This window comes from Thiothrix sp. UBA5583 (assembly GCA_002425225.1).
Taxonomy (GTDB): Bacteria; Pseudomonadota; Gammaproteobacteria; order Thiotrichales; family Thiotrichaceae; genus Thiothrix; species Thiothrix moscowensis.
Genome location: DILV01000031.1, coordinates 85,737 through 108,698 on the forward strand (window position 1 = coordinate 85,737; position 22,962 = coordinate 108,698).

14 protein-coding genes are annotated in these 22,962 nt (G+C 55.1%); 12 read left to right on the forward strand and 2 right to left on the reverse strand.

The genetic code is table 11. The annotated features are described in order from the left end of the window. Positions 1 to 49: 49 nt before the first annotated feature. The gene (locus tag B2U47_RS13125; protein WP_296674332.1) at positions 50 to 1,543 is read right to left on the reverse strand and encodes a hypothetical protein; all 1,494 of its coding nucleotides are present in this window, start codon (positions 1,541 to 1,543) and stop codon (positions 50 to 52) included. 178 nt (positions 1,544 to 1,721) lie between these two features. Between B2U47_RS13125 and B2U47_RS13130 the strand changes: the two genes are divergently transcribed. The 9 genes from B2U47_RS13130 (at position 1,722) to B2U47_RS13170 (ending at position 17,088) form a co-directional block, all read left to right on the forward strand. Beyond that, positions 1,722 to 3,314 (forward strand): hypothetical protein, encoded by a 1,593-nt coding sequence (locus B2U47_RS13130; protein ID WP_296674335.1) that lies wholly within the window; start codon positions 1,722 to 1,724, stop codon positions 3,312 to 3,314. 30 nt (positions 3,315 to 3,344) lie between these two features. After that, a complete protein-coding gene (locus B2U47_RS13135) occupies positions 3,345 to 8,690 on the forward strand; it encodes a CHAT domain-containing protein (protein WP_296674337.1) in 5,346 nt (1,781 codons plus the stop codon). 44 nt (positions 8,691 to 8,734) lie between these two features. After that, entirely contained in the window at positions 8,735 to 9,190 is a 456-nt protein-coding gene (locus B2U47_RS13140) for a DUF3429 domain-containing protein (RefSeq protein ID WP_296674338.1), read from the forward strand. 35 nt (positions 9,191 to 9,225) lie between these two features. Continuing rightward, positions 9,226 to 9,675, forward strand: a complete 450-nt coding sequence (msrB, locus tag B2U47_RS13145) for a peptide-methionine (R)-S-oxide reductase MsrB (protein WP_296674340.1) — start codon at positions 9,226 to 9,228, stop codon at positions 9,673 to 9,675. Between the two features lie 118 nt (positions 9,676 to 9,793). Next, a complete protein-coding gene (locus tag B2U47_RS13150; protein ID WP_296674343.1) occupies positions 9,794 to 10,885 on the forward strand; it encodes an efflux RND transporter periplasmic adaptor subunit in 1,092 nt (363 codons plus the stop codon). After that, positions 10,882 to 13,971: an efflux RND transporter permease subunit gene (locus B2U47_RS13155; RefSeq protein WP_296674345.1), complete on the forward strand. Its 3,090-nt coding sequence runs from the start codon at positions 10,882 to 10,884 to the stop codon at positions 13,969 to 13,971. The genes B2U47_RS13150 and B2U47_RS13155 overlap by 4 nt, the downstream gene beginning before the upstream one ends. Positions 13,972 to 14,056: 85 nt before the next feature. Continuing rightward, positions 14,057 to 15,934: a molecular chaperone HtpG gene (htpG, locus tag B2U47_RS13160; RefSeq protein ID WP_296674347.1), complete on the forward strand. Its 1,878-nt coding sequence runs from the start codon at positions 14,057 to 14,059 to the stop codon at positions 15,932 to 15,934. A gap of 171 nt (positions 15,935 to 16,105) precedes the next feature. Then, positions 16,106 to 16,579, forward strand: a complete 474-nt coding sequence (locus tag B2U47_RS13165; RefSeq protein ID WP_296674349.1) for a DUF302 domain-containing protein — start codon at positions 16,106 to 16,108, stop codon at positions 16,577 to 16,579. After that, on the forward strand, positions 16,576 to 17,088 hold the full coding sequence (locus B2U47_RS13170; protein WP_296674351.1) for a hypothetical protein: 513 nt from the start codon (positions 16,576 to 16,578) through the stop codon (positions 17,086 to 17,088). Before B2U47_RS13165 ends, B2U47_RS13170 begins: the two co-directional genes overlap by 4 nt. A 16-nt stretch (positions 17,089 to 17,104) precedes the next feature. Here the strand turns inward: B2U47_RS13170 and dbpA are convergent, their stop codons facing one another. Further along, positions 17,105 to 18,481 carry an ATP-dependent RNA helicase DbpA gene (gene dbpA / locus B2U47_RS13175; protein ID WP_296674353.1) on the reverse strand — a complete coding sequence of 459 codons (1,377 nt, stop codon included), beginning with the start codon at positions 18,479 to 18,481 and terminating at the stop codon, positions 17,105 to 17,107. Between the two features lie 158 nt (positions 18,482 to 18,639). On the opposite strand from dbpA, the gene murJ reads away from it, so the two are divergent. The 3 genes from murJ (at position 18,640) to trxA (ending at position 22,891) form a co-directional block, all read left to right on the forward strand. Continuing rightward, complete coding sequence (murJ, locus tag B2U47_RS13180) at positions 18,640 to 20,196, forward strand: murein biosynthesis integral membrane protein MurJ (RefSeq protein WP_296674354.1); 1,557 nt, start codon at positions 18,640 to 18,642, stop codon at positions 20,194 to 20,196. Positions 20,197 to 20,285: 89 nt separating this feature from the next. Next, the gene (locus tag B2U47_RS13185) at positions 20,286 to 21,917 is read left to right on the forward strand and encodes a YdgA family protein (RefSeq protein ID WP_296674355.1); all 1,632 of its coding nucleotides are present in this window, start codon (positions 20,286 to 20,288) and stop codon (positions 21,915 to 21,917) included. 104 nt (positions 21,918 to 22,021) lie between these two features. After that, positions 22,022 to 22,891 carry a thioredoxin gene (gene trxA, locus B2U47_RS13190; protein WP_296674356.1) on the forward strand — a complete coding sequence of 290 codons (870 nt, stop codon included), beginning with the start codon at positions 22,022 to 22,024 and terminating at the stop codon, positions 22,889 to 22,891. Positions 22,892 to 22,962: the final 71 nt, after the last annotated feature.

Genomic DNA, 22,962 nt, shown 5'->3' on the forward strand with positions numbered 1-22,962 from the left:
GGATTTGTGGGATTAGCGCAGGCTAATGTGGATGGGCTGTTTGTTTCTATCAGCGTTTGCGCAATACATCTTCATGGAACAGTTGCCCGACTGCTTCCAGCCCAATCAGTTCGTCAGCATCGCCCCGGATGCTCGTCACCATGTGTGGTGGCACGAATGCGCCATCGCCTTGTGCCTTGGGGGCAACGATCTGGTGGGCAGCCTGCAATTCCGGCTCAATAGTGGCGCGGAATTCTTGATAGGAACTGTAGTTGCGACGAACTTTTGCCACCAGTGTGTCAAACAGCATGACCAATTGGGGTGGTGGTGGGTTGGTGCGGCTGAAGCCCAGAGAGTGGAAAATGCCCGGTTTGAGCCACAGCAACAGTTCTGCCTGTGCATTGGATACTTCCCAGGTTTCACGCCCGTCACGTGGAATAGCAGTCTTGATGAAATGGTCAATCATGTCAGCAGTATCCCATGGGTGGAACACCAGCCCGCCACCTGACAGTGGCCTGCCGGGCAGACGGTCTTTCAGGGGGGCAAGCCAAGCCGGGGCAGGTTCCAGTTCCACCAGCCGGTTTTGCTCGGTGTTCTGCATATAGCCATCAGTGCCGTTGCCGTAATAGTCCAGATGCTGCCCGTTTTTCCAGAAGGTCGCACCTTCATTCAGCATGGCTTGTACCTTGAGCCATTTGCCAGCACCGAACAGGGCATCGACCGTGGCCTGATTGAGCGGGGCATTCAGACCGAGGTTGAGGGCAAGGTGCATCCCGGATTCGGAACAATACACCTGTTCGGCTTGTCCGTGCAGGGTAGCCAGTGCGGTGCGGCTGCCCAGTACAGCATCCAGCACGTTGCTGCCGAATTCCATCACCTTGGCATAGGTGTTGGTCATCAGGTTGTCGTTGCCGTTGTAGTCAGGCGGGAACTTGGTGACTTTCTGGAGCAACATTGCCCAGGTGCGGCAGTTGTTGATATAGGCTCGCTGTTCTGCCGGAGTAATGCCACCGATGAATTTCACCCGCCACAACAGGGAGGGGTAATCCTTGGGGTTGACGTGCCCTGCCGAATGCTGGTTGGCGTAACTGCGTGGGCTATCGGTGGCGACCATGCCATCCGCTACCCCGACATAGTTGCGGATGTGGGTAATACTGAACTTGAGCATTTCCAGCCCTTTTTCCTGATCATGGAAAACGGACTGTACTATCTGGCGGTTGCCGGGGTTATGGTGGGAGGAGCCGATATACCATTCACCCGGCTGGATGAAACGCAACAGATCGCGTTGCTTGGTTTTCCACACGTTTTGATAGGCAATCAGGCGCAAGTCCTGGTCGTTGTGGATGTGAGTGGGCACTTCCTCCCATTTACCGCCGATCTCAATCAGTTTGGTGACAAGTGAACGGTTGTTTTTGAGGGTGGCATCTTTCCACAAGGCTTGTGCCGCTGCCGGATTGATGTCGTAGGCAGAAGCAGGCAGCGGGCGGTCATAGCGCTGTTGCGGGTTTTGCTGAAAATGGGCATTGGCTTGTGCCAGAGTCAGGTCTGCAAGTCGTAAGGCCATGAGGTACTCCCCTTTATCATTGTTGCCATGCTATTGCTATAGACGTTTTCACCATGTTCTGCCAGCGGAAATGACGGCAGAATGTAAATTTATAGTCTAGATTAATCACTGTATGGCTGTTAGATAATTTTCACAATAGTAGCTTTTATCATCAAGCAATGTTAAGGGGTTAAGTACCATGAATACGTTCAATACCCGCAAAATCAATGCCCATCTGGCGGCATTCCGCGCCGATCCGGTCAAATCCATGCAGGCCATTCCTCGCAAGTTTGACAGCAGTGGACAAGAAATCATCGCTTCAGGCCCTTTCGGGGTAGAAGATGTCAAGGAAACCACCTATAGCCAGGGGCGCGACCAGTTGCGGCAGTCCACCATCAGTAGTGACACTACCCGTGCGGCTTATGCTGCCAATGACAATCCGCGCAATCTGGTTGATACCTTCAAGCATGAAACCCTGCCAGCCATCGAAACGGCGGGTTTGAAAACGGCACGCCTGAGCGAACAACCCTGGAGTGGTGATTACTGGGCAACTGCTCAGGGCAGTCTTGGCAACCGCTACGCCGGATGTATGCCGTATGGCTGGAAGGAAGGTTTTGACTATATCCGTAACCATTCATCCAAAGTCATCCTCAACAGTGGCAGCGAAGTGTGGGTCAATGAACTGTCACCTGCCGAAAAATACGATGCCTTGGTCGGGGATGCTTCTGAAACCCTGACACGCATGTCTTGGCTGAAAGGCAAAGCCTATTTTGAAAAACATGGCGAAGTTCCCGGCTGGTTTGGTATTTGCCACGGCTGGGCGGCGGCTGCCTACATGTTGCCGCGTGCCAAAAAGAGCGTGAAAGTGGTAACACCCGGCAATATCACTCTGACTTTCTTCCCCTGTGAAATCAAGGCACTGGCATCCTTGTTGTGGGCGGAATCAAAACCGGTCACACGTTTTATCGGCGGGCGTTGCAATACGGAAAAACCGGCATTTGATCCGGCAACCGGGCGGGTAATTACCCTGTTCAATCCCTACATCGCCGCAGACATGCCGCCTGATATGCCACCCGATCCATCCGCCCCACCACCCGGCACGGAGGAGGTATCACTGTCCACCGAAAGCTGGAACGAGGAAACCGGCGAACCCAATGGCAGAACTGGCGGGCGTCCCACCGAAGCTGGTTGTTTTGACACCAACCCCGGTTCCTGGCATCTGGCGATGGTCAATCAGCTTGGTGTTGCTAAGCGCAGCATGATCATGGATGCGAGTTTCGACTATCAGGTTTGGAATCAGCCGTTGTTGGGTTATACCTACACCTATTTCAACCCGCAAACTCTGAAGCAGACTGATGTGCTGAAAGATGCCACGGTCAGCCGCGCAGCGTTCAGCAGCGACATTTTCAAAAAATACCGTAGCTCTGCGGCAGCTTCGTTTGTAGGCATCATCATGAAAACTACCTACATGGGTGAAAACGGCAACGCGCAGGAGCATGAAGATACCCCGGAAAATGATGCCGTGATTGATGTTTACTACTATTACGACCTTGAGCTGGATGCCAGTGGCAAAATCATCGGCGGTGAATGGTATACCAACGCCCATCCCGATTTCCTGTGGACACCGCCCAAGGGTGGGCGAGCCGTCAGCCGTTACGAAAACCTGTTGAGCGGCGAGTGGAAATCAGGTCAGGCCATGCCGGAAAGCTGGCGAGCTGCTGCGAAAAAAGCCTCGGCAGACCTGACTCCGTTGGCGGCGGTGGTCGAACATCTGCTCAAATTGGCACAGTAATCACCCAAGGCATCAACAACAGGGCACAACATGGAACCGATCAAGGTCAGTGGTAAGGTAACAGGCAAAAACATTGCGCAAAAAACCGGTGAAGGGTTGGAAGACATCCTGTCAGTCACCTGCCGTCAGGAAATCCAGGTCGAGGAAGCACTACGCAGTAGCAGCAATGCAGTAGAACTCAAGGATACCGATGCCGATACGCTGGTAGAACTGGAGTTTGACGGTGGTTACAAGCGCTGGGTCAGAGCAGGGGATCTGGCTGCGCAGGCGAGCCAGGATCGCAAGCGTTCCAGCAGTACAGGCATCCTGCTTGGCCCTGGCAGTTTTGACACCAGTCGTAACCGGGGAGCGGTCGGGCTGGTACTGAAATTCCTGCGGGTGCTCGACATTGACCCGGTGGGGGATTTGAGTGATGCGATTGCCAGCCAGTTGGTGGAACAGCTCGAAACTCGTCGTATCGGTAAGCCCGGTCTGTTCCGTTGTGCCGACACCAGCAGTCTGAACTTGCAGGAAATCACCAGCAGCCACGAGCTTGATGCCAGCAAGCCCATCCTGTTGTTCCTGCATGGCACGTTTTCCAGCACCGATGGCAGTTTCGGCGAATTGTGGGAATCGCGGCAAGGCTACAACGCTTCCGCCTACCTGCAACGCCTGTTTGCCCCGTATGGCAACCAGGTTTACGCACTGGAACACCATACCCTGACCGCCAGCCCGATCCAGAACGCCTTGCAGGTGGTACGGCTGTTGCTACCCAAAACCCGCTTGCATCTGGTCAGCCATTCACGTGGCGGGCTGGTGGGGGAGTTGTTGTGTCAGGGCAAGCTGTTGCGTCGTACCCGTGAGTCCGCTGGCAAGTTTGTGGAATCGGATGACCTGTTTACCAGCGAAGAACTCAAGGCCTTCAGCACCCCTGAGCGGCAGGCAGACCATGCCGCCTTGCAGGAACTGGAAACCCTGCTGAAAGAGCGGCAAATCCGGGTGGAACGCTTTGCCCGTGTGGCCTGCCCTGGGCGCGGTACGGTACTGGCATCAGCCCGACTGGAAGACAACCTGTCGGTCATGTTCAACATCCTCAATTTCATTCCTGCCCCGCGTTTTCAGGCGCTGGCAGAATTCGTGCGCATGGTATTGATGGCAGTGGCGAAAAAACGCACCAACCCGCAGGAATTGCCGGGGCTGGAAGCGATGATTCCGAATTCGCCACTGGTTTATTTGCTGAACCGCCCCAACGTGCAACTGGATTCCGGCCTTGCGGTCATTGCAGGCAACGTCAAGGCGGCTTCGTTGTTGGGACATTTCAGGGAATGGGTATCCGAACGCTTTTTCGGCGAGGATAACGACTATGTGGTGAATACCGCCGGGATGTACGGTGGGGCGCAACGGGTGCAAGGGATGCGCTTTTACCTCGACCAGCGTGATGACAGCAGCCACTTCGGGTATTTCCGTGATGCGCAGGTGCTGGAACGCCTGATCAATGCACTGCAACGCCCTGATAACGATTTGCGTCTGCTGCCACTCAGGGAGGAAACGGACGGTAATCGTAGCCGTTCAGCCAGCACCGCCAACCGTGAGAAAAAAAGTACAGTGTATTTCCTGCCCGGTTTCATGGGTTCCACCCTGGCTGCCGGGGGCAATCCGGTATGGCTGGACATGGGGGCGCTGTCGTGGGGAGATTTTACCTACCTCAACATGGAGCAGACCGGTATCAAGCCGGATGGGGTGCTGGCAGCTTTCCGCCCCTTGCTGGATTTGCTGGAGGAAAATCACGAAGTCGTGGCATTCGCCTGGGACTGGCGGCGTTCAGTACTGGATGCCGGTCGCCGTTTCGGTGAAGCCCTGGAACGGGTGCTGGATGATGCCAGAGCCGACAACCGCCAGCCGGTGCTGAGGATACTGGCGCACGCTGCCGGTGGCATGGTTGTGCAGGGCATGATGGTGGAAATGCCGGGGGTCTGGCAACGCTTGCAACACGAGGCCGATTTCCGCTGTGTGCTGCTGGCGACCCCGCTGCAAGGTACGTATACCGCCGTGCAATTGCTGCTGGGTGAACACCGCCTGATCCGCCTGCTGGACATGGTGGACGGGCAATTGCCTGCCAGTGACCTGCTGGCAGCTCAGTTTGCTTCTTACCCTGGCTTGCTGGAACAACTGCCGCTGGCCTTTCTGGAAGAAAACCGCTGGTTTGCGCCACTGGGTGAACGTTTCGCCAACTGGCCTGCCCGTAACCTGCTGCCTGCTGCCTTGCGGGTGCGCAAGCAACTGGCAGATGTGCCCCTGGATGCGGATCGCTTCCAGTACGTGCATGGGCGTGCCCGCCTGACACCGGATGCACTGGAAGCTGACGGGCAGGGCTGGCGGTTGCGTGCCAGTGGTGAAGGTGATGGGGTAGTGTTGTGGGATAGCTGCAAAACCACCTTGCCGCAATGGTACATGCCGGTTGAACACGGGCGCATGATCAGTCACAAGGATTACCTGTCGGCACTGGTCAACCTGCTGGATGATGGTACGACCCGTAAGCTGGATCAGGTTCCGCCCCAGATCGGCAACACCGGTTCACAGTGGCTGCCGAAGATCAGTGCTGAACTGTTCCCGGATGAAAATGAACTGTTGGCAGCCGCGCTTGGCTACCATACCCGCCAGACTTTGGAAGAAGTACGCCCGCAGGTGGAAATCCGCGTACTACACGGCAATCTGGAATACGTGGCTTATCCGGTGGTGGTGGGGCATTACGAGGGTGATTCGATCCTTAGTGCTGAAGCGGTGCTGGACAAGCGCCTCAACGGGCGCATGAGTGAATTGTTACGTCTGGGGTTGTATCCGGGCGCATTGGGTACATCAGAAATTTTCCTCAATGCCCCCGGTCGCAAACCCGGCGGAGCTATTGTGGTGGGGTTGGGGGAAGTCGGCAAGCTGACGACCGGCGACCTGACAGCCACTTTCATGCGGGCGATGATGAATTACACGCTGGAAGTTCGCGCCACGCTGGAAAAGCTGCATGAAAACCAGCAAGACGATAGCGATTTCATTCCGGTGCATGTTGCCAGCTTGCTGGTCGGCACAGTGGGTGGTGGCAGTATCGGGCTGGCAGATTCGATCGCAGCCATTTTCCGTGCCATTACCCGTACCAATGCCGCCTTGGGCAAAACCGAAGGGGGTGTGCGCCTGCGTTTGAGCGTAGTGGAGTTTATCGAGCTGTTTGAAGACCGGGCAGTGGAAGCGGCACGGCTGGTGCAGGACATGGTGTTGCATCCTGAATTCCGCAACGATTTCACCGTCAAAAACCTGATGAAAACCTTGCCGGGCAAGCGTCGGCGGGTCATGTATCAGGAACCGGCAGGGTGGTGGCGGCGTTTGCAGGTGGAGGCGGGTGACGATGGTTTGAAATATACCGCGCTGACTGATCGGGCGCGGGCAGAAATGGTGTTGCAGGCTACCCAGCGCAAACTGGTTGACCAGTTCATTGAGCGAGCTGTTTCATCCAGTCATGATGACCCGGATGTCGGCAAAATCCTGTTTGAGCTGCTGTTGCCACCTGCGATGAAAGAACAAGCGCCGAATGCAGAAAATCTGGTGCTGGTGCTGGATGCGGCAGCATCCGCTTACCCGTGGGAATTGCTCTACAACCGGCTGGATCTGGAATCGCAACCGCTGGCAGTGCGTGCCGGGCTGTTGCGTCAGTTGGCGGTGGGGCAATTTCGGGGGCAGGTGATCAATCCGATTGACCGCTCTGCACTGGTGATTGGCGACCCGCCGACCGATGGGCGTTTCGTACCTTTGCCTGCGGCACGGCAGGAGGCAGAAGCCGTTGCCAATTTGCTGGAAGAGGGCGGTTTCAGTCAGGTAGTGCGCGAGATTGCTTCCAGCCCGCAAGCCATCCTCAAGGCATTGCACACTGCCGATTACCGGCTGCTACATCTGGCAGGACATGGGGTTTATCAGTACAAACCCGATGAAAACAGCGACTTGCTGGTCAGTGGCATGGTTTTGGGGGATGGCATTTTCCTGACGCCAGTGGAAATCGGGCAGATGCGCAAAGTGCCGGAATTTGCCTTCATCAATTGCTGCCATCTGGCGAAAATGGACAAGGAGACCGCAGGCGACCGCAGCAGGTTGGCTGCAAGTCTGGCGCAGGAACTGATCCGCATGGGGGTAAGGGCGGTAATTGCCGCAGGCTGGGCCATCAATGACGATGCTGCCAAGGTGTTTTCCGAAACCTGTTACAGCGCCTTGCTCAAGGGGCACACCTTTGGCAGGGCGGTGCTGATGGCGCGGCGTGAAACCTGGAGCCAATACCCCAACAGCAATACTTGGGGGGCTTACCAGTGTTATGGCGACCCTGATTACAAGCTACTGAGCCGTAAACCCAACGAAACGGATGCCGACAAGCTGGCAGATGCCTGGCGTTTCGTTGCAGAAGTGGAAGTGGTGGCTGAGCTGCAAAACCTGATCAGCATGGCCGATACCGCACAAGCCAATGATTTCCCGTGGTTGCAGGAACGCTTGCAGCAGTTGCACCGTGCGATTCCCTCTGAATGGCTTAACCATGCAGACATCCTGTACGCACTTGGGCGGGCTTACGGCAAGCTGGAAATGTTCGGCAAGGCGCTGGATGCCTACCGGGCTGCAATTGAGTCACCGGAATCCAATTACCCGGTACTGTTGCTGGAAGACCGGGTAAGCCTGCAAACGGCCTGGGCACTCGCATGGAAACTGGGCAAGACCAGCGAGATACCGGATAGCCAGTTTGCGCAATCCCCGCAAGAGTTCATGGATGACAGCCTGAAAACCCTCAAGCTGCTGGACGGGTTGGGTAATAGCCAGAACCGGCTGGAAGGCGAAGGCAAATTCTGGAAGCGGCAGACGATGATGCAAAGCGGGGAGGAGCGTGTGCGAGCCTTGCATATGATGGAGATTGCCTATCGGCGGGCGCATGAATTTGCCCTGGAAGAAACCGGCACACTGTCTGCCTATGCCCTGGTCAACTGGTTGACCAGTCGCATGATCCGCTACCTGCGTGGGCATCTCAAACAGCTTGACCGGCAGGAACTCAAAGGTTGGCTGGATCAGGTTACGCAAATTGCCGAGCAGTCTGACCGCACGATGCCCAGTTTTCTGACAGGGATTGCGCGGGCAGAATGTGCCTTGCTGCATTACCTGCTAGGGGCGCGGTTGGCAGAAACCGAACAAGTCCAGCGGGTTGTACGTTTGTATGAAGAGTCGGTAGGGCGGGGGGCTGCACCCCGCCAGTTGCGTTACATGTCGGAGCATGTCAGTTTTCTACGCATGATGCTGGAGGAGCAAGTGCAGGCAGAGGCTTCCCCCCTGAAGCCGGTAGTGGTAGCTTTGGCAGACGTGGAGGGGCAACTAAGTACCTGACATAACACACAGTTAGCATTTCATAAGAAAGAGAGGAGAGGCGTATGAGAAAGCCGTTGCCCAAGGTCATGTGGTGGCTTGGTTATGGTGGTTTGATACCATTTTTTGTATTGACAGTCATCTTGTTGCTGGGAATATCCCTGCCGGGGCTGGAGAGTGCCCGTTTGGGCTGGTGGTTGGCAACTTATGCGGCAGTAGTGCTGAGTTTCATCGGCGCAGTGCATTGGGGTGTGGCTTTGGGAATGCAGGACAGGCTGGCAGAAAACGAGCTTGCCAAGCTGTTGCTGTTCAGTGTGTTGCCTACTGTCGTGGCGTGGTTTTCCCTGCTACTGCCCATCCATTACACCCTGTATGTGTTGGCAGCCCTGATTGTATTGGCTTATATTGCTGACTCGATCTTGCTGTTTAGCAAGCTGACAGGCGATTACGGGCGGATGCGCCTACACCTGACCATCATTGTTACCCTGTTGCTGGTTGCTGCGGGTGTGGCTGTTTCTTGATAAACATAGCGTAAGCGTTAGCAGAAGGAGGCATCATGCTGGACTGGAATCAGGTTATTCGGCTTGCCAACAACGGCAATCTGGAGCCGGATCAGCACGTGCAGAAAACAGAAGCGGAATGGCAGCAACAACTGACGGCAGAGCAGTATCGTGTCACCCGTCAGCAAGGGACTGAGCGCCCGTTCAGTTCGCCGATGTGCCATCTGTTTGAGCCGGGTCTGTATGCTTGTATTTGTTGTGACAACCTGCTGTTTGATGCCAGTCAGAAGTTTGATTCAGGCACGGGTTGGCCTTCGTTCACCCAGCCGGTCAAGGCTAATGCCATTGCTTACCACGCCGACCGTTCGCATGGCATGTACCGGGTTGAAACCACCTGCAATAGCTGTGGCGCACATCTGGGGCATGTGTTCCCGGATGGCCCAGCCCCCAGTGGTTTGCGTTACTGCATGAATGCGCTGGCGCTGCAAAAGGTCAAGGCAGATTAGTTTTACAGGAATTTCGCCATCAGTCTGCTAACAAACTCTGCTTTTCGGGGTCGAACTGGACAACTGACCAATGGTCATCTAAGCTTCGTCCAAACAACTGACTGGCAGTCATTAACGCATGAAAACTCTGTCCGCTTCTGTTTCCCAATGGTTGGTTGCCCTGCTGTTAACCACCGCTAGCAGCCCATTATGGGCAGCCGATGAACCCGCCTCTGCCGCCCCTAAAGCCGCGCTTGCTGTGACTGTCACCACCCCCAGCGTCGAAGACTGGTCTACCGGCATTACTGCCAACGGCTCGTTGGTCGCGTGGCAAGAAGCGGTGATCGCTGCTGAAATCGGTGGTTTGCGCATCACTGCCCTACACGCCGAACTCGGCGCACAGGTCAAGCGTGGGCAAGAGTTGGCAACACTGGCAAAAGAGAGTGTCGAAGCCGACCTCGCCCGTGCCAAAGCTGGGGTAGCGCAAGCCGAAGCCAGTCTTGCCGAAGCGAAAATGAACGCCGATCGTGCCCGCCGCCTCAAATCCAGCGGTGCGTTGCCTGCCCAGCAGATTGACCAATACCTCGCAGGAGAAGCCACCGCTGCCGCCAATCTCGCTGCGCAAAAAGCAGTGTTACAGGGCGAACAAATCCGCTTACGCCACACCAGCATTGTGGCGGTGGACGATGGCGTGATTGCCGCTCGACCAGCTACCCTCGGCTCGGTGGTTCAACCGGGTACAGAACTGTTTCGCCTCGTGCGCCAAAACCGTATCGAGTGGAAAGCCGACATCCCCGGTCGTGATGCCGACAACCTCAAATCGGGGCAAAAAGCCCGCCTAACTTTACCGACTGGTAAGCAGGTGGAAGGTGAAATCCGCTTGGTTTCCCCCGTTATTGACCCCAACACCCGCAACATCACCGTCTACGTCAGCCTGCCCACCGACAGTCCAGCACGGGCGGGAATGTTTGCCCAGGGCGAAATTTTCACGGGAGCATCCAAAGCCCTGATCGTGCCGCAAAGCGCGGTGGTGCTGCGTGATGGCAACAGCTACGTGTTTGAAGTCGGCGCAGATAACCGCGTCAGCCAGCGCATGATCGAAGTCGGGCGACGAGTGCAGGACAAGGTGGAAATCCGCAGCGGCATTTCCGATCAGACCCGCATTGTTGCCAGCGGTGGCGCATTTCTGAACGATGCCGATACGGTGAACGTGGTTGAGGCTCAACCATGAACGTCTCCGCCTGGTCGATCCGTAATCCTGTTCCCTCCATCCTGCTGTTTATTCTGCTGACGTTTATCGGTATCAGCGGTTTTCGCAGCTTGGGCATTCAGCTTTTTCCTGATATTGAGCTACCGATTGTCACGGTCAGTTTTGGGTTGGAAGGTGCATCTCCCACTCAGCTCGAAACCGAAGTTGCTCGCAAGATTGAAGATGCAGTAGCCGCGTTACCCGGTATCAAGCACATCTACGCCAACCTCAGCGACGGCGGCGGTGCGGTCAGCGTGGAATTCACCATCGACAAGGATACCGAGGTTGCGCAAAACGAAGTGCGTAACGCGGTGGATAGCATCCGCGCTGATTTGCCCCCTGCCATGACCGACCCGGTGGTTTCCAAACTCAATACTGCCGGAATGCCGATCATCACGTTTACCGTCACTTCTGACCGCTTGGATGAAAAGGAACTGTCGTGGTTCGTCGACAACGAGATTTCCAAAGCATTGTTGGCGACTAAAGGTGTAGGGCGCATCTCACGGCTGGGTGGTGTTTACCGCGAAGTGCAGGTTGACCTCGATCCGGTGTTAATGGCGGGATTGAATGTGACTGCCAGCGATGTTTCCGCCCGCGTCAAACAGGTACAGCAGAATGCATCCGGCGGGCGTGGTGATGTTGGCGGCGGTATCCAGTCCATTCGCACCCTCGCGGCAGTGCAAACAGCAGCAGAAATTGCCGCGCTGGATATTCCTTTACCCGATGGCAGGCAGGTACGTCTGGATCAGATTGCCAAGGTACGCGATGGTGTGGCGGAACGCTCCACCATCGCGCTACTTGATGGCAAGCCAGTGATTGGTTTCCAGATTACCCGTACCAAAGGTTCGAGTGAAGTGGCGGTAGCAGCTACCACCCGCGCCACCATCGAACGCCTGCAACAGGAATACCCGCACGTCAAGATTGAGGAAGCCGTTGACATCGTGGCGGCAATTCAGGAGAACTATGACGGCTCGATGATTCTGTTGTACGAAGGCGCATTTCTGGCAATTCTGGTGGTGTTGTGGTTTTTGCGGGACTGGCGGGCAACACTGGTGTCGGCGACTGCGCTGCCGTTGGCGATTATTCCCACCTTTGCGGTAATGCACTATTTCGGTTTTTCGTTGAACATCCTGACCTTGCTGGCAATGGCATTGGTGGTCGGGGTACTGGTCGATGACGCGATTGTGGAAGTGGAAAACATTGAACGCCACTTGCGCATGGGCAAAACGCCCTACCAAGCGGCGATGGAGGCGGCGGATGAAATCGGGCTGGCGGTGATTGCCACGACGTTTACGCTGATAGCGGTGTTTTTGCCGACTGCTTTCATGGGCGGAATTGTGGGGCGTTTCTTTGAGCCGTTTGGAATTACAGCGGCGGTGGCGGTGTTTTTCTCGTTGGTGGTGGCGCGGCTGCTGACGCCGATGATGGCGGCGTATATTATGAAACCGCCCACAGCCCCTCATCCTAACCTTTCCCTGCAAGAGGAAAAGGGACAAGAGGATAGTGCGATCATGCGTCGTTATTTGCGTGCGGCACGTTGGTGTTTGCAGCATCGGCTGCTGACGATGGTGGCAACGGTTGCGCTGTTCATTGCTTCGCTGGGGATTGTACCGCTGCTACCGACCGGGTTTATTCCGCCCGATGACGGTACGCAGACGGCTGTTAAGCTGGAGCTTGCACCTGGTAGTACGCTGGAGGAAACTCACCGCAGCGCGGAACAAGCGCGGCAACTCCTACAAGACATTCCTGAAATCACCCGTGTGTTCACCACCGTTGGCTATTTCAGCGGCGATGGTGGGCCGTTTGCGATGGGCGCAAGTGTGGATGTGCGCAAAGCTACCCTGAGTATTGTTATCAAACACCGCGACGATCGTAGCCGCAGCCAAGGTGCAGTAGAAACCGAAATCCGCGAACGCTTGCAAAGTCTGCCCGGTGCGCGGGTGACGGTTGGTTTGGGTGGGGAAAAGATGCAAATCGTCCTTGCTAGCCAGGACAGTGCTGCGCTGCAAACCGCTGCCAGTGCGGTGATCCGCGATTTGCGCACATTGCCGGGGCTGGGCAACATCAGTTCCAGCGCCAGCTTGCAACGCCCGGAAATTCAGATCGTGCCGGATTTTGCCCGCGCTGCCGATGCGGGTGTTACCGCGCAATCACTGAGCAGCACCATCCAGATGGCAACGAGTGGTGACTTTGCCGCGCAATTACCCAAGCTCAACCTGCCACAACGTCAGTTGCCGATTCGGGTGCGACTGGATAAAAGTTTCCGCACCGATTTGGCGCAACTCCAGCAACTGAATATCCCCGGCAAACAGGGCATGGTCAATCTTGCCAGCGTGGCAGATGTACACATGGGCAGCGGCCCGGCACAGATTGACCGTTTCGACCGTCGTCAAAACGTGACGCTGGATGTGGAGCTGAACGGGCGTAGTTTGGGCGATGTGATGGTGGAAGCGGATAAGTTGCCGAGTTTGCAGAACCTGCCTGCCGGGGTCAGCCGCCAGAATATCGGTGATGCGGAAACAATGGGTGAATTGTTCGGTGGTTTCGGTACGGCAATGCTTATTGGGATAATGTGTATTTACATCGTGTTGGTGCTGTTGTTCCACGACTTTGTGCAGCCTGTGACCATTTTAGTGGCGTTGCCGTTGTCGGTGGGGGGGGCGTTGCTGGCATTGCTGGTGACAGGCAACAGTTTTTCTATGCCGTCGGTGATTGGCTTGCTGATGCTGATGGGGATTGTGACCAAGAACTCGATCCTGCTGGTGGATTACGCCATGTTGGGGCTGCACGAACATGGGTTGGGGCGGTTTGAAGCGCTGGTGGATGCCTGCCACAAGCGGGCGCGACCGATTGTGATGACCTCGATTGCAATGGGTGCGGGGATGTTGCCGACCGCCTTGGGGCTGGGGGCTGACCCCAGTTTCCGTGCGCCAATGGCGATTGTACTGATAGGCGGGCTGATTGCTTCGACGTTTTTGAGTCTGTTGGTCGTTCCGGTGATGTTTACCTTGGTGGATGATGGGGTGAGCGGGATGCGGCGGGTGGTGGGAAAGCTGCGTCACACCTGAAGCTGATCAGATTCTCCCTTGAAATATTCCGATTGTTCCCCACATTCCGACCATCAAACGAACAAGATGTGAGGACTAACGACCCATGACTGTAAACAAGGAAAACCTGCAATTCCAGACAGAAGTGAACCAGCTTCTGCACCTGATGATCCACTCGCTGTATTCCAACAAGGAAATCTTCCTGCGCGAACTGATTTCCAACGGTTCCGACGCCTGCGACAAGCTGCGTTTTGAAGCCATCGGCAATGACAGCTTGTATGAAAACGACGGCGACCTGCGCGTCGAGGTGGAATTCGATGCCCAGGCAGGCACGATCACTGTGCGTGACAACGGTATCGGCATGAGCCGGGATGAAGTCGTTGCCAACATCGGCACGATTGCCAAATCCGGCACCAAGGAATTCCTCAGCAAACTGACCGGCGACCAGCAGAAGGATTCGCACCTGATCGGTCAGTTCGGGGTCGGTTTCTACTCCTCTTTCATCGTTGCCGACAAAGTGACGCTGACCACCCGCCGCGCAGGCAGCACCGAAGGCGTGCGCTGGGAATCCGACGCGCAATCCGGCTACTCACTGGAGCAGGTGGAAAAAGCCACTCGTGGCACTGAAATCGTCCTGCACCTGAAGGAAGACGAAAAGCTGCTGGCTGATGGCTGGCGTTTGCGCAACATTATCCGTCAGTATTCCGACCACATCCCGCTGCCGGTCAATATGCGCAAAACCGAAGCCGGTGAAATCAAGGATGAATGGGAAACCGTCAACAAGGCCAATGCGCTGTGGACACGCTCCAAGTCTGACGTGAAGGACGAGGAATACCAGGAATTCTACAAGCACGTGTCCCACGACTGGGAAGACGCGCTGGCGTGGAGCCACAACCGCGTCGAAGGCAAATACGAATACACATCCTTGTTGTACCTGCCTTCCAAAGCGCCGTTTGACCTGTTCGACCGCGACAACACCCACGGCCTGAAGCTGTATGTGCAGCGCGTCTTCATCATGGAAGACAAGGAGTTCAAGCTGATGCCGCGCTACCTGCGTTTCGTGCGTGGGGTGCTGGATTCTGCCGACCTGCCGCTGAACGTGTCGCGCGAAATCCTGCAAGGCAACAAGATCATCGAGAACATGAAAAGCGGTTCGGTGAAAAAAGTCCTCGGCTTGCTGGAAAACATGGCGGCGAATGAGCCGGAAAAGTACCAGAGTTTCTGGAAAGAATTCGGCAAGGTGCTGAAAGAAGGCCCCGGCGAAGACTTCGGCAACCGCGAAGAAATCGCCAAACTGCTGCGCTTTGCCTCCACGCTGGACGACAACGCCGAGCAAAAGGTTTCCCTGACCGACTACATTAGCCGCATGAAGGAAGGCCAGGACAAAATCTACTACATCACCGCCGACACCCACACCGCCGCGAAAAACAGCCCGCATCTGGAGGTGTTCCGCAAGAAAGGCATCGAAGTGCTGTTGCTCTCCGACCGTGTGGACGAATGGCTGGTGCAACACCTGATGGAATTCGACGGCAAATCGCTGCAATCGGTTGCCAAGGGTGCGCTGGACTTGTCCAAACTCGAAACCGAAGAAGACAAAAAGGAACAGGAAAAGGTCGAAGCCGAAGCCAAGAACATGGTCGAGCAGATCAAGAAGGCACTGGATGGCAAAGTGGAAGACGTGAAGGTTTCCCACCGCCTGACCAGTTCGCCCTCCTGTATCGTGCTGGGCGATCACGACATGGCGCTGTACATGCAGCAACTGCTCAAGCAGGCCGGTCACGAAATGCCAAGCACCAAACCGACGCTGGAAATCAACCCGACTCATCCGCTGCTCAAGCGCATGGAAGCGGAAACCGACGACGACCGCTTTGCCGAATGGGCGAGTGTGCTGCTGGATCAGGCTATTCTAGCGGAAGGCGGGCAACTGGAAGACCCGGCTGGATTTGTGCATCGCTTGAATGGCTTGATGCTGGCGATGGTGTAAACAACACTATTGGTCAGTAAATAGCGATACGCGGATACGGAAAGCCGTGACTCTGCTTTCCGTGTTCGTTCCCTGCAATGAGTCGGTTAAACTTTAATCATGGATATTGAAGTCACCACCAATTGTTAATATATTAGGAAAATCTAATATTAATGAAGGGTGGCTACTGCCATGAAAATGTTGAAAAATTTTATAATACTAGGCATCACTTGGTGGTGTCTGAGCATCACTGCACATGCAACGACGTCCAGCGACCTGAAGTTGACGTTGGTACAGGAGTCGCCGCATGGCTTCGAGGAAACGCTGGATGCTTTACGCAAAGCGATCCTGGCGAATAATTTCCGGGTATTCCCGGATCGTTATTTGGAAGAAGGTCTGACCGACGAGTTGTCGGTTAACCCCAAACAGGTGAGTGTACGTTTCTGCAATTTCAGTGATTTGCATCAAGCCTTGCAGATTGAGCCACAGGCAGGTGTGCTGTTGCCATGTACAATCACGGTGGTTGAGGATGAAACAGGCAAGGTGACACTGGTGACAGGCAACGTGAAAGCGATGCTGACCTTGTTTGATAATCCGCGTTTGACCGCTGCGTTTCAGGATTTGGAGGATAAATACCAGGCGATTATTGACGAGGTGACGTTATGAAACGGTTAACTCGCTGGTTAGGTGTTGGCCTGGGCGTTGGACTGAGTATCTGGTTAGGTGTCATGGCACTGGCTACCAGCCCGGCATCGGCGCAGGAAAAGTTGTTGAGTGTTCGTACCTCGCAGGATTTTGAGCTAGCCTTGGAACAGGTGCAGGACGTGCTTAGACAACACGGTTTCAGTGTCGCCCATATCCAGAAGTGTGACAGCGGTTTGCAAGGCATGGGCTACAAAACGGATGATTACAAGATCGTGTTTTTCGGGCGTGTGGAAGAAGTTCGCGCCTTGAGCAGGCAATATCCTGATCTTGTGCCGCTGTTTCCTTTCAAACTGGCCATTTATACGCAAGGTGATGCTACGGTACTGTCTGTGCTGAATCCCGAATCGGTCGCACCGTTACTGGATGCCGACCCGGCATTGCAGCAGCAGTTACAGGCATGGGGCAAGGATTTCCGTGCGGTACTCGCCGACATGCAAACCCTGAAGGTGGCACAGGCCACGCTTCAGTGAGTGGGTTGCCTCACCACTACAATAATTTCACTTTGAACTTGCGCCCCTTGATTGTGCCGTTAGCCAAGCGGGTAACAGCCTGTTTGGCAACGCTGCGTTCGATGGCAACGTAGGCAGCGTAATCCAGCACGTCGATCTTGCCGACAGCCTTGCCATCAATCCCGCCATCCCCGGTCAGTGCGCCGAGGATGTCACCGGGGCGGACTTTTTCCTTGCGTCCGGCGGCGATGCACAGCGTCATGTTGGGCGGTTGGCGCGGCGTGAGGGTCGAGCCTGCAATGGCGGAAATTACCTCAAAATCCAGTTCGGTTTGTTGCGCAATGCCGATGTCGGTCAGTTTGTGGCGTTCGGCATCGGTGAGCAGGTTGAGTGCCAGACCTTCCTTGCCTGCACGCCCGGTACGCCCGACGCGGTGGATGTAAATGTCGGGGTCATGCGGCAATTCGTAATTGATCACACAGGGCAGGTCTTCAATGTCCAGCCCGCGTGCCGCAACGTCGGTAGCAATCAGGAAATTGAAACTGTGGTGCTTGAACTGGACAAATACTTCATCGCGGTCACGTTGTTCCATTTCGCCGTGCAGGGCTTTGACACTGAAACCGCGTTGCTGCAAGTGTTCAGTGATTTCGCGTACACCCACTTTCATGTTGCAGAAAATGACTGCTGAGCGTGGTTTGAAATGCGCCAGCAAGGTTTCAAGGGCAGGCAGGCGTTCATGCTTTTGGCAGAGGAATGAGTGTTGCGTGATGGCATTGGCCTGGTGCAAGGTTTCTGCTTTGACTTGTACCGGGTTGCGCTGGAATTGCTTGCTGAGGGCTTTAATGTCATCCGGGTAGGTGGCTGAAAACAGCAGGGTTTGCCGATAAGCCGGGGTCAAACGGATGATCTTGCTGATGTCTTCCATGAAACCCATTTCGAGCATCCGGTCGGCTTCATCCAGCACCAGTGTGTGAATTTTACTTAAATCCAGGGTGCGTTTGCCGATGTGGTCGTTGATGCGTCCCGGTGTACCGACGATAACGTGTGCACCGTGTTCCAGTGACGCGGCTTGCGGGGAAAGTGGTTGACCACCCGTCAGGGTGACGACTTTGATATTGGGTTGGTAGCGTGCCAAGCGACGGATTTCGTTGGCAACCTGGGTGCTGAGTTCGCGGGTTGGGCAGAGTACCAGGGCTTGGGCGGCGAAGTTTTGCGGGTCGAGCTTTGCCAGCAAGGTAATGGCGAATACAGCCGTTTTGCCGCTGCCGGTTTTGGCTTGTGCAATCAGGTCAGCACCTTGCAGGGCGTGTGGCAAGGCAGATGATTGGATCGCGGTCATTTTCTGATAGCCGAGATTATCCAGATTGCTGAGTTGGGCTTCGGGCAGGTTCAGGGTGGCAAATAGGGTCGACATGGGGCAGCTCTTGGTAAACAGGGTGGTGCATGATAGCGGATTTTGCTGTATTCGGGGGCTAATGTAAGGTTTCATCAGGATTCCACATTTCCTGCATGACCTTTGCACGCGATTGATGCACAATTTGCGCCTTCACTGGATGGATACCACATAACAAAATGAGCCGCCTTTTGCGTTCCGGCGCCGTCATCAGCGCCATGACCATGATTTCCCGTGTGTTGGGGTTGTTGCGCGACATGATTGTTGCCCGCTATTTCCCGGTGGATGGGGCAACCGACGCCTTTTATGTTGCGTTCCGCATTCCCAACCTGTTACGTCGCTTGTTTGCTGAGGGAGCGTTTTCGCTGGCGTTTGTGCCGGTGTTGTCGGAATACAAGGAAAAGCAGGATCGTGAAACCCTCAAGGATCTGATTGACCATGTGGCGGGCTATCTGGCATTGATTCTACTGGTGGTGACAGTCATTGGGGTGGTGGCAGCGCCTGTGGTGATGTGGGTGTTTGCGCCCGGTTTTGACAGCAAGCCGAGTGCTCGCCCTGATTTGGCGGTGGATATGCTGCGGATCACGTTCCCCTATATCCTGTTCATTTCCTTGACGGCGTTTGTCAGTGGCATCCTCAATACTTTCCACAAGTTTGCGATTCCGGCATTGACCCCAGCCTTGCTGAATGTGGTGATGATTGCCGCAGCCATCTGGGGAGCACCTTATTTCGACGAGCCGGTACTGGCACTGGCTTGGGGGGTGTTTTTTGCCGGGTTGGCGCAATTGCTGTTCCAGTTGCCGACCTTGAGTCGTCTGGGTTTGCTGCCGCGTTTTCGCATCCGCCGGGCACATGAAGGCGTTAGTCGCATCATGAAGCTGATGGTTCCGACCCTGTTTGGTTCGTCCGTGGCGCAACTGAATTTGTTGATCAATACCATGCTGGCATCGTTTCTGGCGGTGGGCAGCATTTCCTGGCTGTATTATTCCGACCGCTTTGTGGAATTGCCGCTGGCGATTGTCGGGGTGGCATTGGCGACCGTGATCCTGCCCAAGCTGTCGAGCGACCATGCCAAAGCGGATGCCACCCAGTTCCGGCATACGATGGACTGGGCGCTGCGGTTGGGCTTGCTGATTTCTGTCCCGGCAACGTTGGGCTTGATGCTGCTTGCCAAGCCGATTCTGGCGACGGTGATGATGCATGGCGCGTATGGTTGGCAGGATGTGCAAATGTCCGCTCTGAGCCTCACCACTTATGCGTTTGGTTTGAGCGGTTTCATTCTGGTGAAAGTGCTGGCTCCCGGTTTTTACTCGCGGCAAGACACCAGAACCCCGGTAAAAATCGGTATTGTCTCGATTTTTGCCAATATGGCGCTGAATGTGGTGATTGTACTGCCTTGGCATTTTTCCGGCACGGCGGGGGCGCACGCGGGTCTGGCACTGGCTACCGCACTGGCGAGTTACGTGAATGCCGGAATGCTGTTTTACAGCCTGCACCGGCAGCAGATTTTTGACCCGGAGAAGGGCTGGGCAGCTTTCCTGCTGAAAATCCTGCTGGCGTGCGTGGCAATGGGGGCGGCTTTGTGGCTGGTTTCACCGGCTGATGTCTGGTGGCAACAGGCACTGGTGTGGCATAAGGTCTGGTGGCTTCTCGGGCTGATCCTGCTGGCGTTGATAAGTTATTTTGCTACGTTGCGTCTGTTGGGAATGCCGTTCAGACAGATGTTGGGCCGGTAATACCGGTTTGTTTGCTAGACTTGTGGGCAGCGGCAGCGACATGCTGCGCACCATAACGGAATAAATACCGAATACTCAGGAGTTCTTTCATGAAAAAATTAATCACGGTTTTGTCTGTCCCGGTTGTGTTGGGGGTAGTCTGGGCTGGCACAAGCTGGTATGTAGGGCAGCAAACCGAGTCGACACTCCGCCAGTTCATTGAGCAGCAAAATGAACAGACGTCTTCCCAAGGCGTTACCCAGGAAGTGGTCAGCTATGAAAAAGGCACGTTTGGGGCAAAAGCTGTTACCAAACTCAAATTCACCACGCCGCCGCTGAGTGAAATGTTCAAGGACATCCAGTTCGTCAATGAAATTGACAATGGCCCGGTGTTTTTGGCGGGTGCGCCCCAATTCGGCATGTCGCGCATCAACAGCCGTCTGGATATGGATGCACTGGATGAAACCGTGCGCAAGGAACTGGAAGCTGCTTTTTCCGGCAAACCACCGTTTGAGAGCCATGCTGTACTGGGTTTTGGGGGCGGCAGTACCTATGACGTAGTAGTCAACCCGATGAAACTTGACAAGGACGGCACCACCATCGTGATGGAAGGCGCAACCCTCACAGGTGATTCCGCTGCCGATATGACCGGCAAGTTCAACATGCAGGTCAGCAAGGTGGAAATCAAGGAAGCCAGCAGCGGTTTTACCATGCCATCCATGCAGGTTGATGGCAACATTACCGGCATGGCAGCCGGTCAGGCGCTGGGTTCCTTCGACATCAAAGCGCCACAAGTGAGTATCCAGGCAGAAGGCGTGACCGAGCCGTTCGTGTTTGACATGAATGTGCAGACCAACAGCGACATCAAGAATGACGAAGCAGAAGGTACGGTCAAATTCGGCATGGCAAATATCAAGGGTGCGCAGGATGTCCTCAGCAAGCTGGATTACAGCCTGACATTCCAGGGGCTAGCGGTGGACGGTCTGAAGGAAGTCAACCGCATCCAGACTGAAATGACCAACATGCAAAGCCAGATCGACTGGAATGCTGAAGCGATGGAAACCCCGGAAGGTCAGCAAAAAATGCAGGAGCTGATGACCAACACCAGTCAGAAAGCCGAGGAAATGATTGAAGTCATTTTCACCAAGGTATTGAAAACTGACAAAAGCCGGATGCAACACGCCCTCATGGCGGAATCCCCCAAAGGTAAGCTGAATGCCAGTATCGACCTGACTTACACCGGGAAGGAACCGCCCAAACTGATGGAGATGGTATCCTATGGCCCCAACGACTGGGCAAAGATGATGAAAGGCAAAATCCTGCTGGATGCTGACAAAGCCATTCTGCCAGAAGGCACAGACATGATGGTTGCGCCTTTGGCTGAGCAGGGTTTGCTCAAGCAGGAAGGCGAAAAAATCACTGCCCAGCTTGAGCTGGCAGGTGAAAACGCCATCCTCAACGGCAAGCAGATGCCATTTGCCGACCTGCTCCAGTTGCTTGCACCCAACATGGGTGGTGGCATGACGGAAGAGGGGGGTGACATGTCGGGTTCCGCCAACGACATGGGTATTCCTGAAGACCTGATGCAGCGTATCCAGGATGAAGGTTTGACCCCTGAAATCATGCAGATGCTGGAAGAAAGCGACGACGTGCCACCTGAAACGCTGGAAATGTTCAAGCAACTCCAGCAAATGCAGCAAGGTATGGACGAAGGCGCTGAGCCAGCAGAGAAAAAGAAGTAAAATCCACCAGCCCCCCGGTTTCCCCGAGGGGGCTTCCCTTGCATTTTTCGTCCTAGCCCTTATTGTTAATGGCTATTAAAACTCGTCGCTAAGGACATTTGGCAATGGCTGATTCCCCCTACATCTTTGATGCTACTCCACAGAATTTTCAGCAACTGGTGCTGGAAAACTCTCATCAAGTACCCGTGCTGGTCGATTTCTGGGCTGACTGGTGTCAACCATGCAAAACCCTGATGCCGATGCTGGCGAAACTCGCCGACGAATACCGGGGTGGTTTCATTCTGGTCAAGGTCAATACCGACCAGCATCAGCAACTGGCTGCCCAGTTCGGGGTGCGTAACCTGCCAACTGTCAAGGTGATTAAAGGTGGCAGGATTGTGGACGAATTCATGGGTGTACAACCGGAAAGCGAAATCCGCAAAATCATCAACCGTCACCGGGTACGCCCAACCGAACCATACCGCCAGCAAGCCTTGCAGATGTACGAGACGGGTAATTTGGAAGGGGCAGTGCAACTGATGGAACAGGTTGTGCAGCATGAGCCTGATTTCTACGAAGCAGTGGTGGAACTGGCAGGGATGCTGATTCAGCAAAACCGGGCGCAAGAAGCCGAATTCATGCTGCAAACGGTACCACCGGATGCGATTGATAACGAAATTCTCAGTCAGCTACTGGCAGAAGCGAAAAAAGCCAGGTTACAGGAGCAGGTCAGTGGGGTGGATACCTCTGCGTTGGAACAGCGGTTGGCAGCCAATCCCGACGATCTGGATGCGATGTTGGAACTGGCAAAAATCCGCATTGCCACCGACGACATTGAAGCTGGGTTGGAACTGTATTTCACCGTCCACAAAAAGAACAGCAACTATCAGGATGGTGCAGGCAAGCAAGGCTTGTTCAGCACTTTTGAACTGATCGGGGCGAAGAACCCGCTGGTGAAAAAATACCGCAACAAATTGTTCTCGCTCATTTATTAAACGCTAACATAAGCGTTTGCCCGCCCGGAAGCCCTGTTTCCGGGCAAATCAGGGCTCCAGCCACTCTGAAT

Excerpts from the sequence above, each read along its gene's own strand:
- trxA (WP_296674356.1), top strand. The coding sequence starts at position 22,022 with ATGGCTGATTCCCCCTACATCTTTGATGCTACTCCACAGAATTTTCAG.
- B2U47_RS13155 (WP_296674345.1), top strand. The coding sequence starts at position 10,882 with ATGAACGTCTCCGCCTGGTCGATCCGTAATCCTGTTCCCTCCATCCTG.
- B2U47_RS13170 (WP_296674351.1), top strand. The coding sequence starts at position 16,576 with ATGAAACGGTTAACTCGCTGGTTAGGTGTTGGCCTGGGCGTTGGACTG.
- htpG (WP_296674347.1), top strand. The coding sequence starts at position 14,057 with ATGACTGTAAACAAGGAAAACCTGCAATTCCAGACAGAAGTGAACCAG.
- B2U47_RS13125 (WP_296674332.1), bottom strand. The coding sequence starts at position 1,543 with ATGGCCTTACGACTTGCAGACCTGACTCTGGCACAAGCCAATGCCCAT.
- msrB (WP_296674340.1), top strand. The coding sequence starts at position 9,226 with ATGCTGGACTGGAATCAGGTTATTCGGCTTGCCAACAACGGCAATCTG.
- B2U47_RS13130 (WP_296674335.1), top strand. The coding sequence starts at position 1,722 with ATGAATACGTTCAATACCCGCAAAATCAATGCCCATCTGGCGGCATTC.
- B2U47_RS13185 (WP_296674355.1), top strand. The coding sequence starts at position 20,286 with ATGAAAAAATTAATCACGGTTTTGTCTGTCCCGGTTGTGTTGGGGGTA.
- murJ (WP_296674354.1), top strand. The coding sequence starts at position 18,640 with ATGAGCCGCCTTTTGCGTTCCGGCGCCGTCATCAGCGCCATGACCATG.
- B2U47_RS13140 (WP_296674338.1), top strand. The coding sequence starts at position 8,735 with ATGAGAAAGCCGTTGCCCAAGGTCATGTGGTGGCTTGGTTATGGTGGT.
- dbpA (WP_296674353.1), bottom strand. The coding sequence starts at position 18,481 with ATGTCGACCCTATTTGCCACCCTGAACCTGCCCGAAGCCCAACTCAGC.
- B2U47_RS13165 (WP_296674349.1), top strand. The coding sequence starts at position 16,106 with ATGAAAATGTTGAAAAATTTTATAATACTAGGCATCACTTGGTGGTGT.
- B2U47_RS13135 (WP_296674337.1), top strand. The coding sequence starts at position 3,345 with ATGGAACCGATCAAGGTCAGTGGTAAGGTAACAGGCAAAAACATTGCG.
- B2U47_RS13150 (WP_296674343.1), top strand. The coding sequence starts at position 9,794 with ATGAAAACTCTGTCCGCTTCTGTTTCCCAATGGTTGGTTGCCCTGCTG.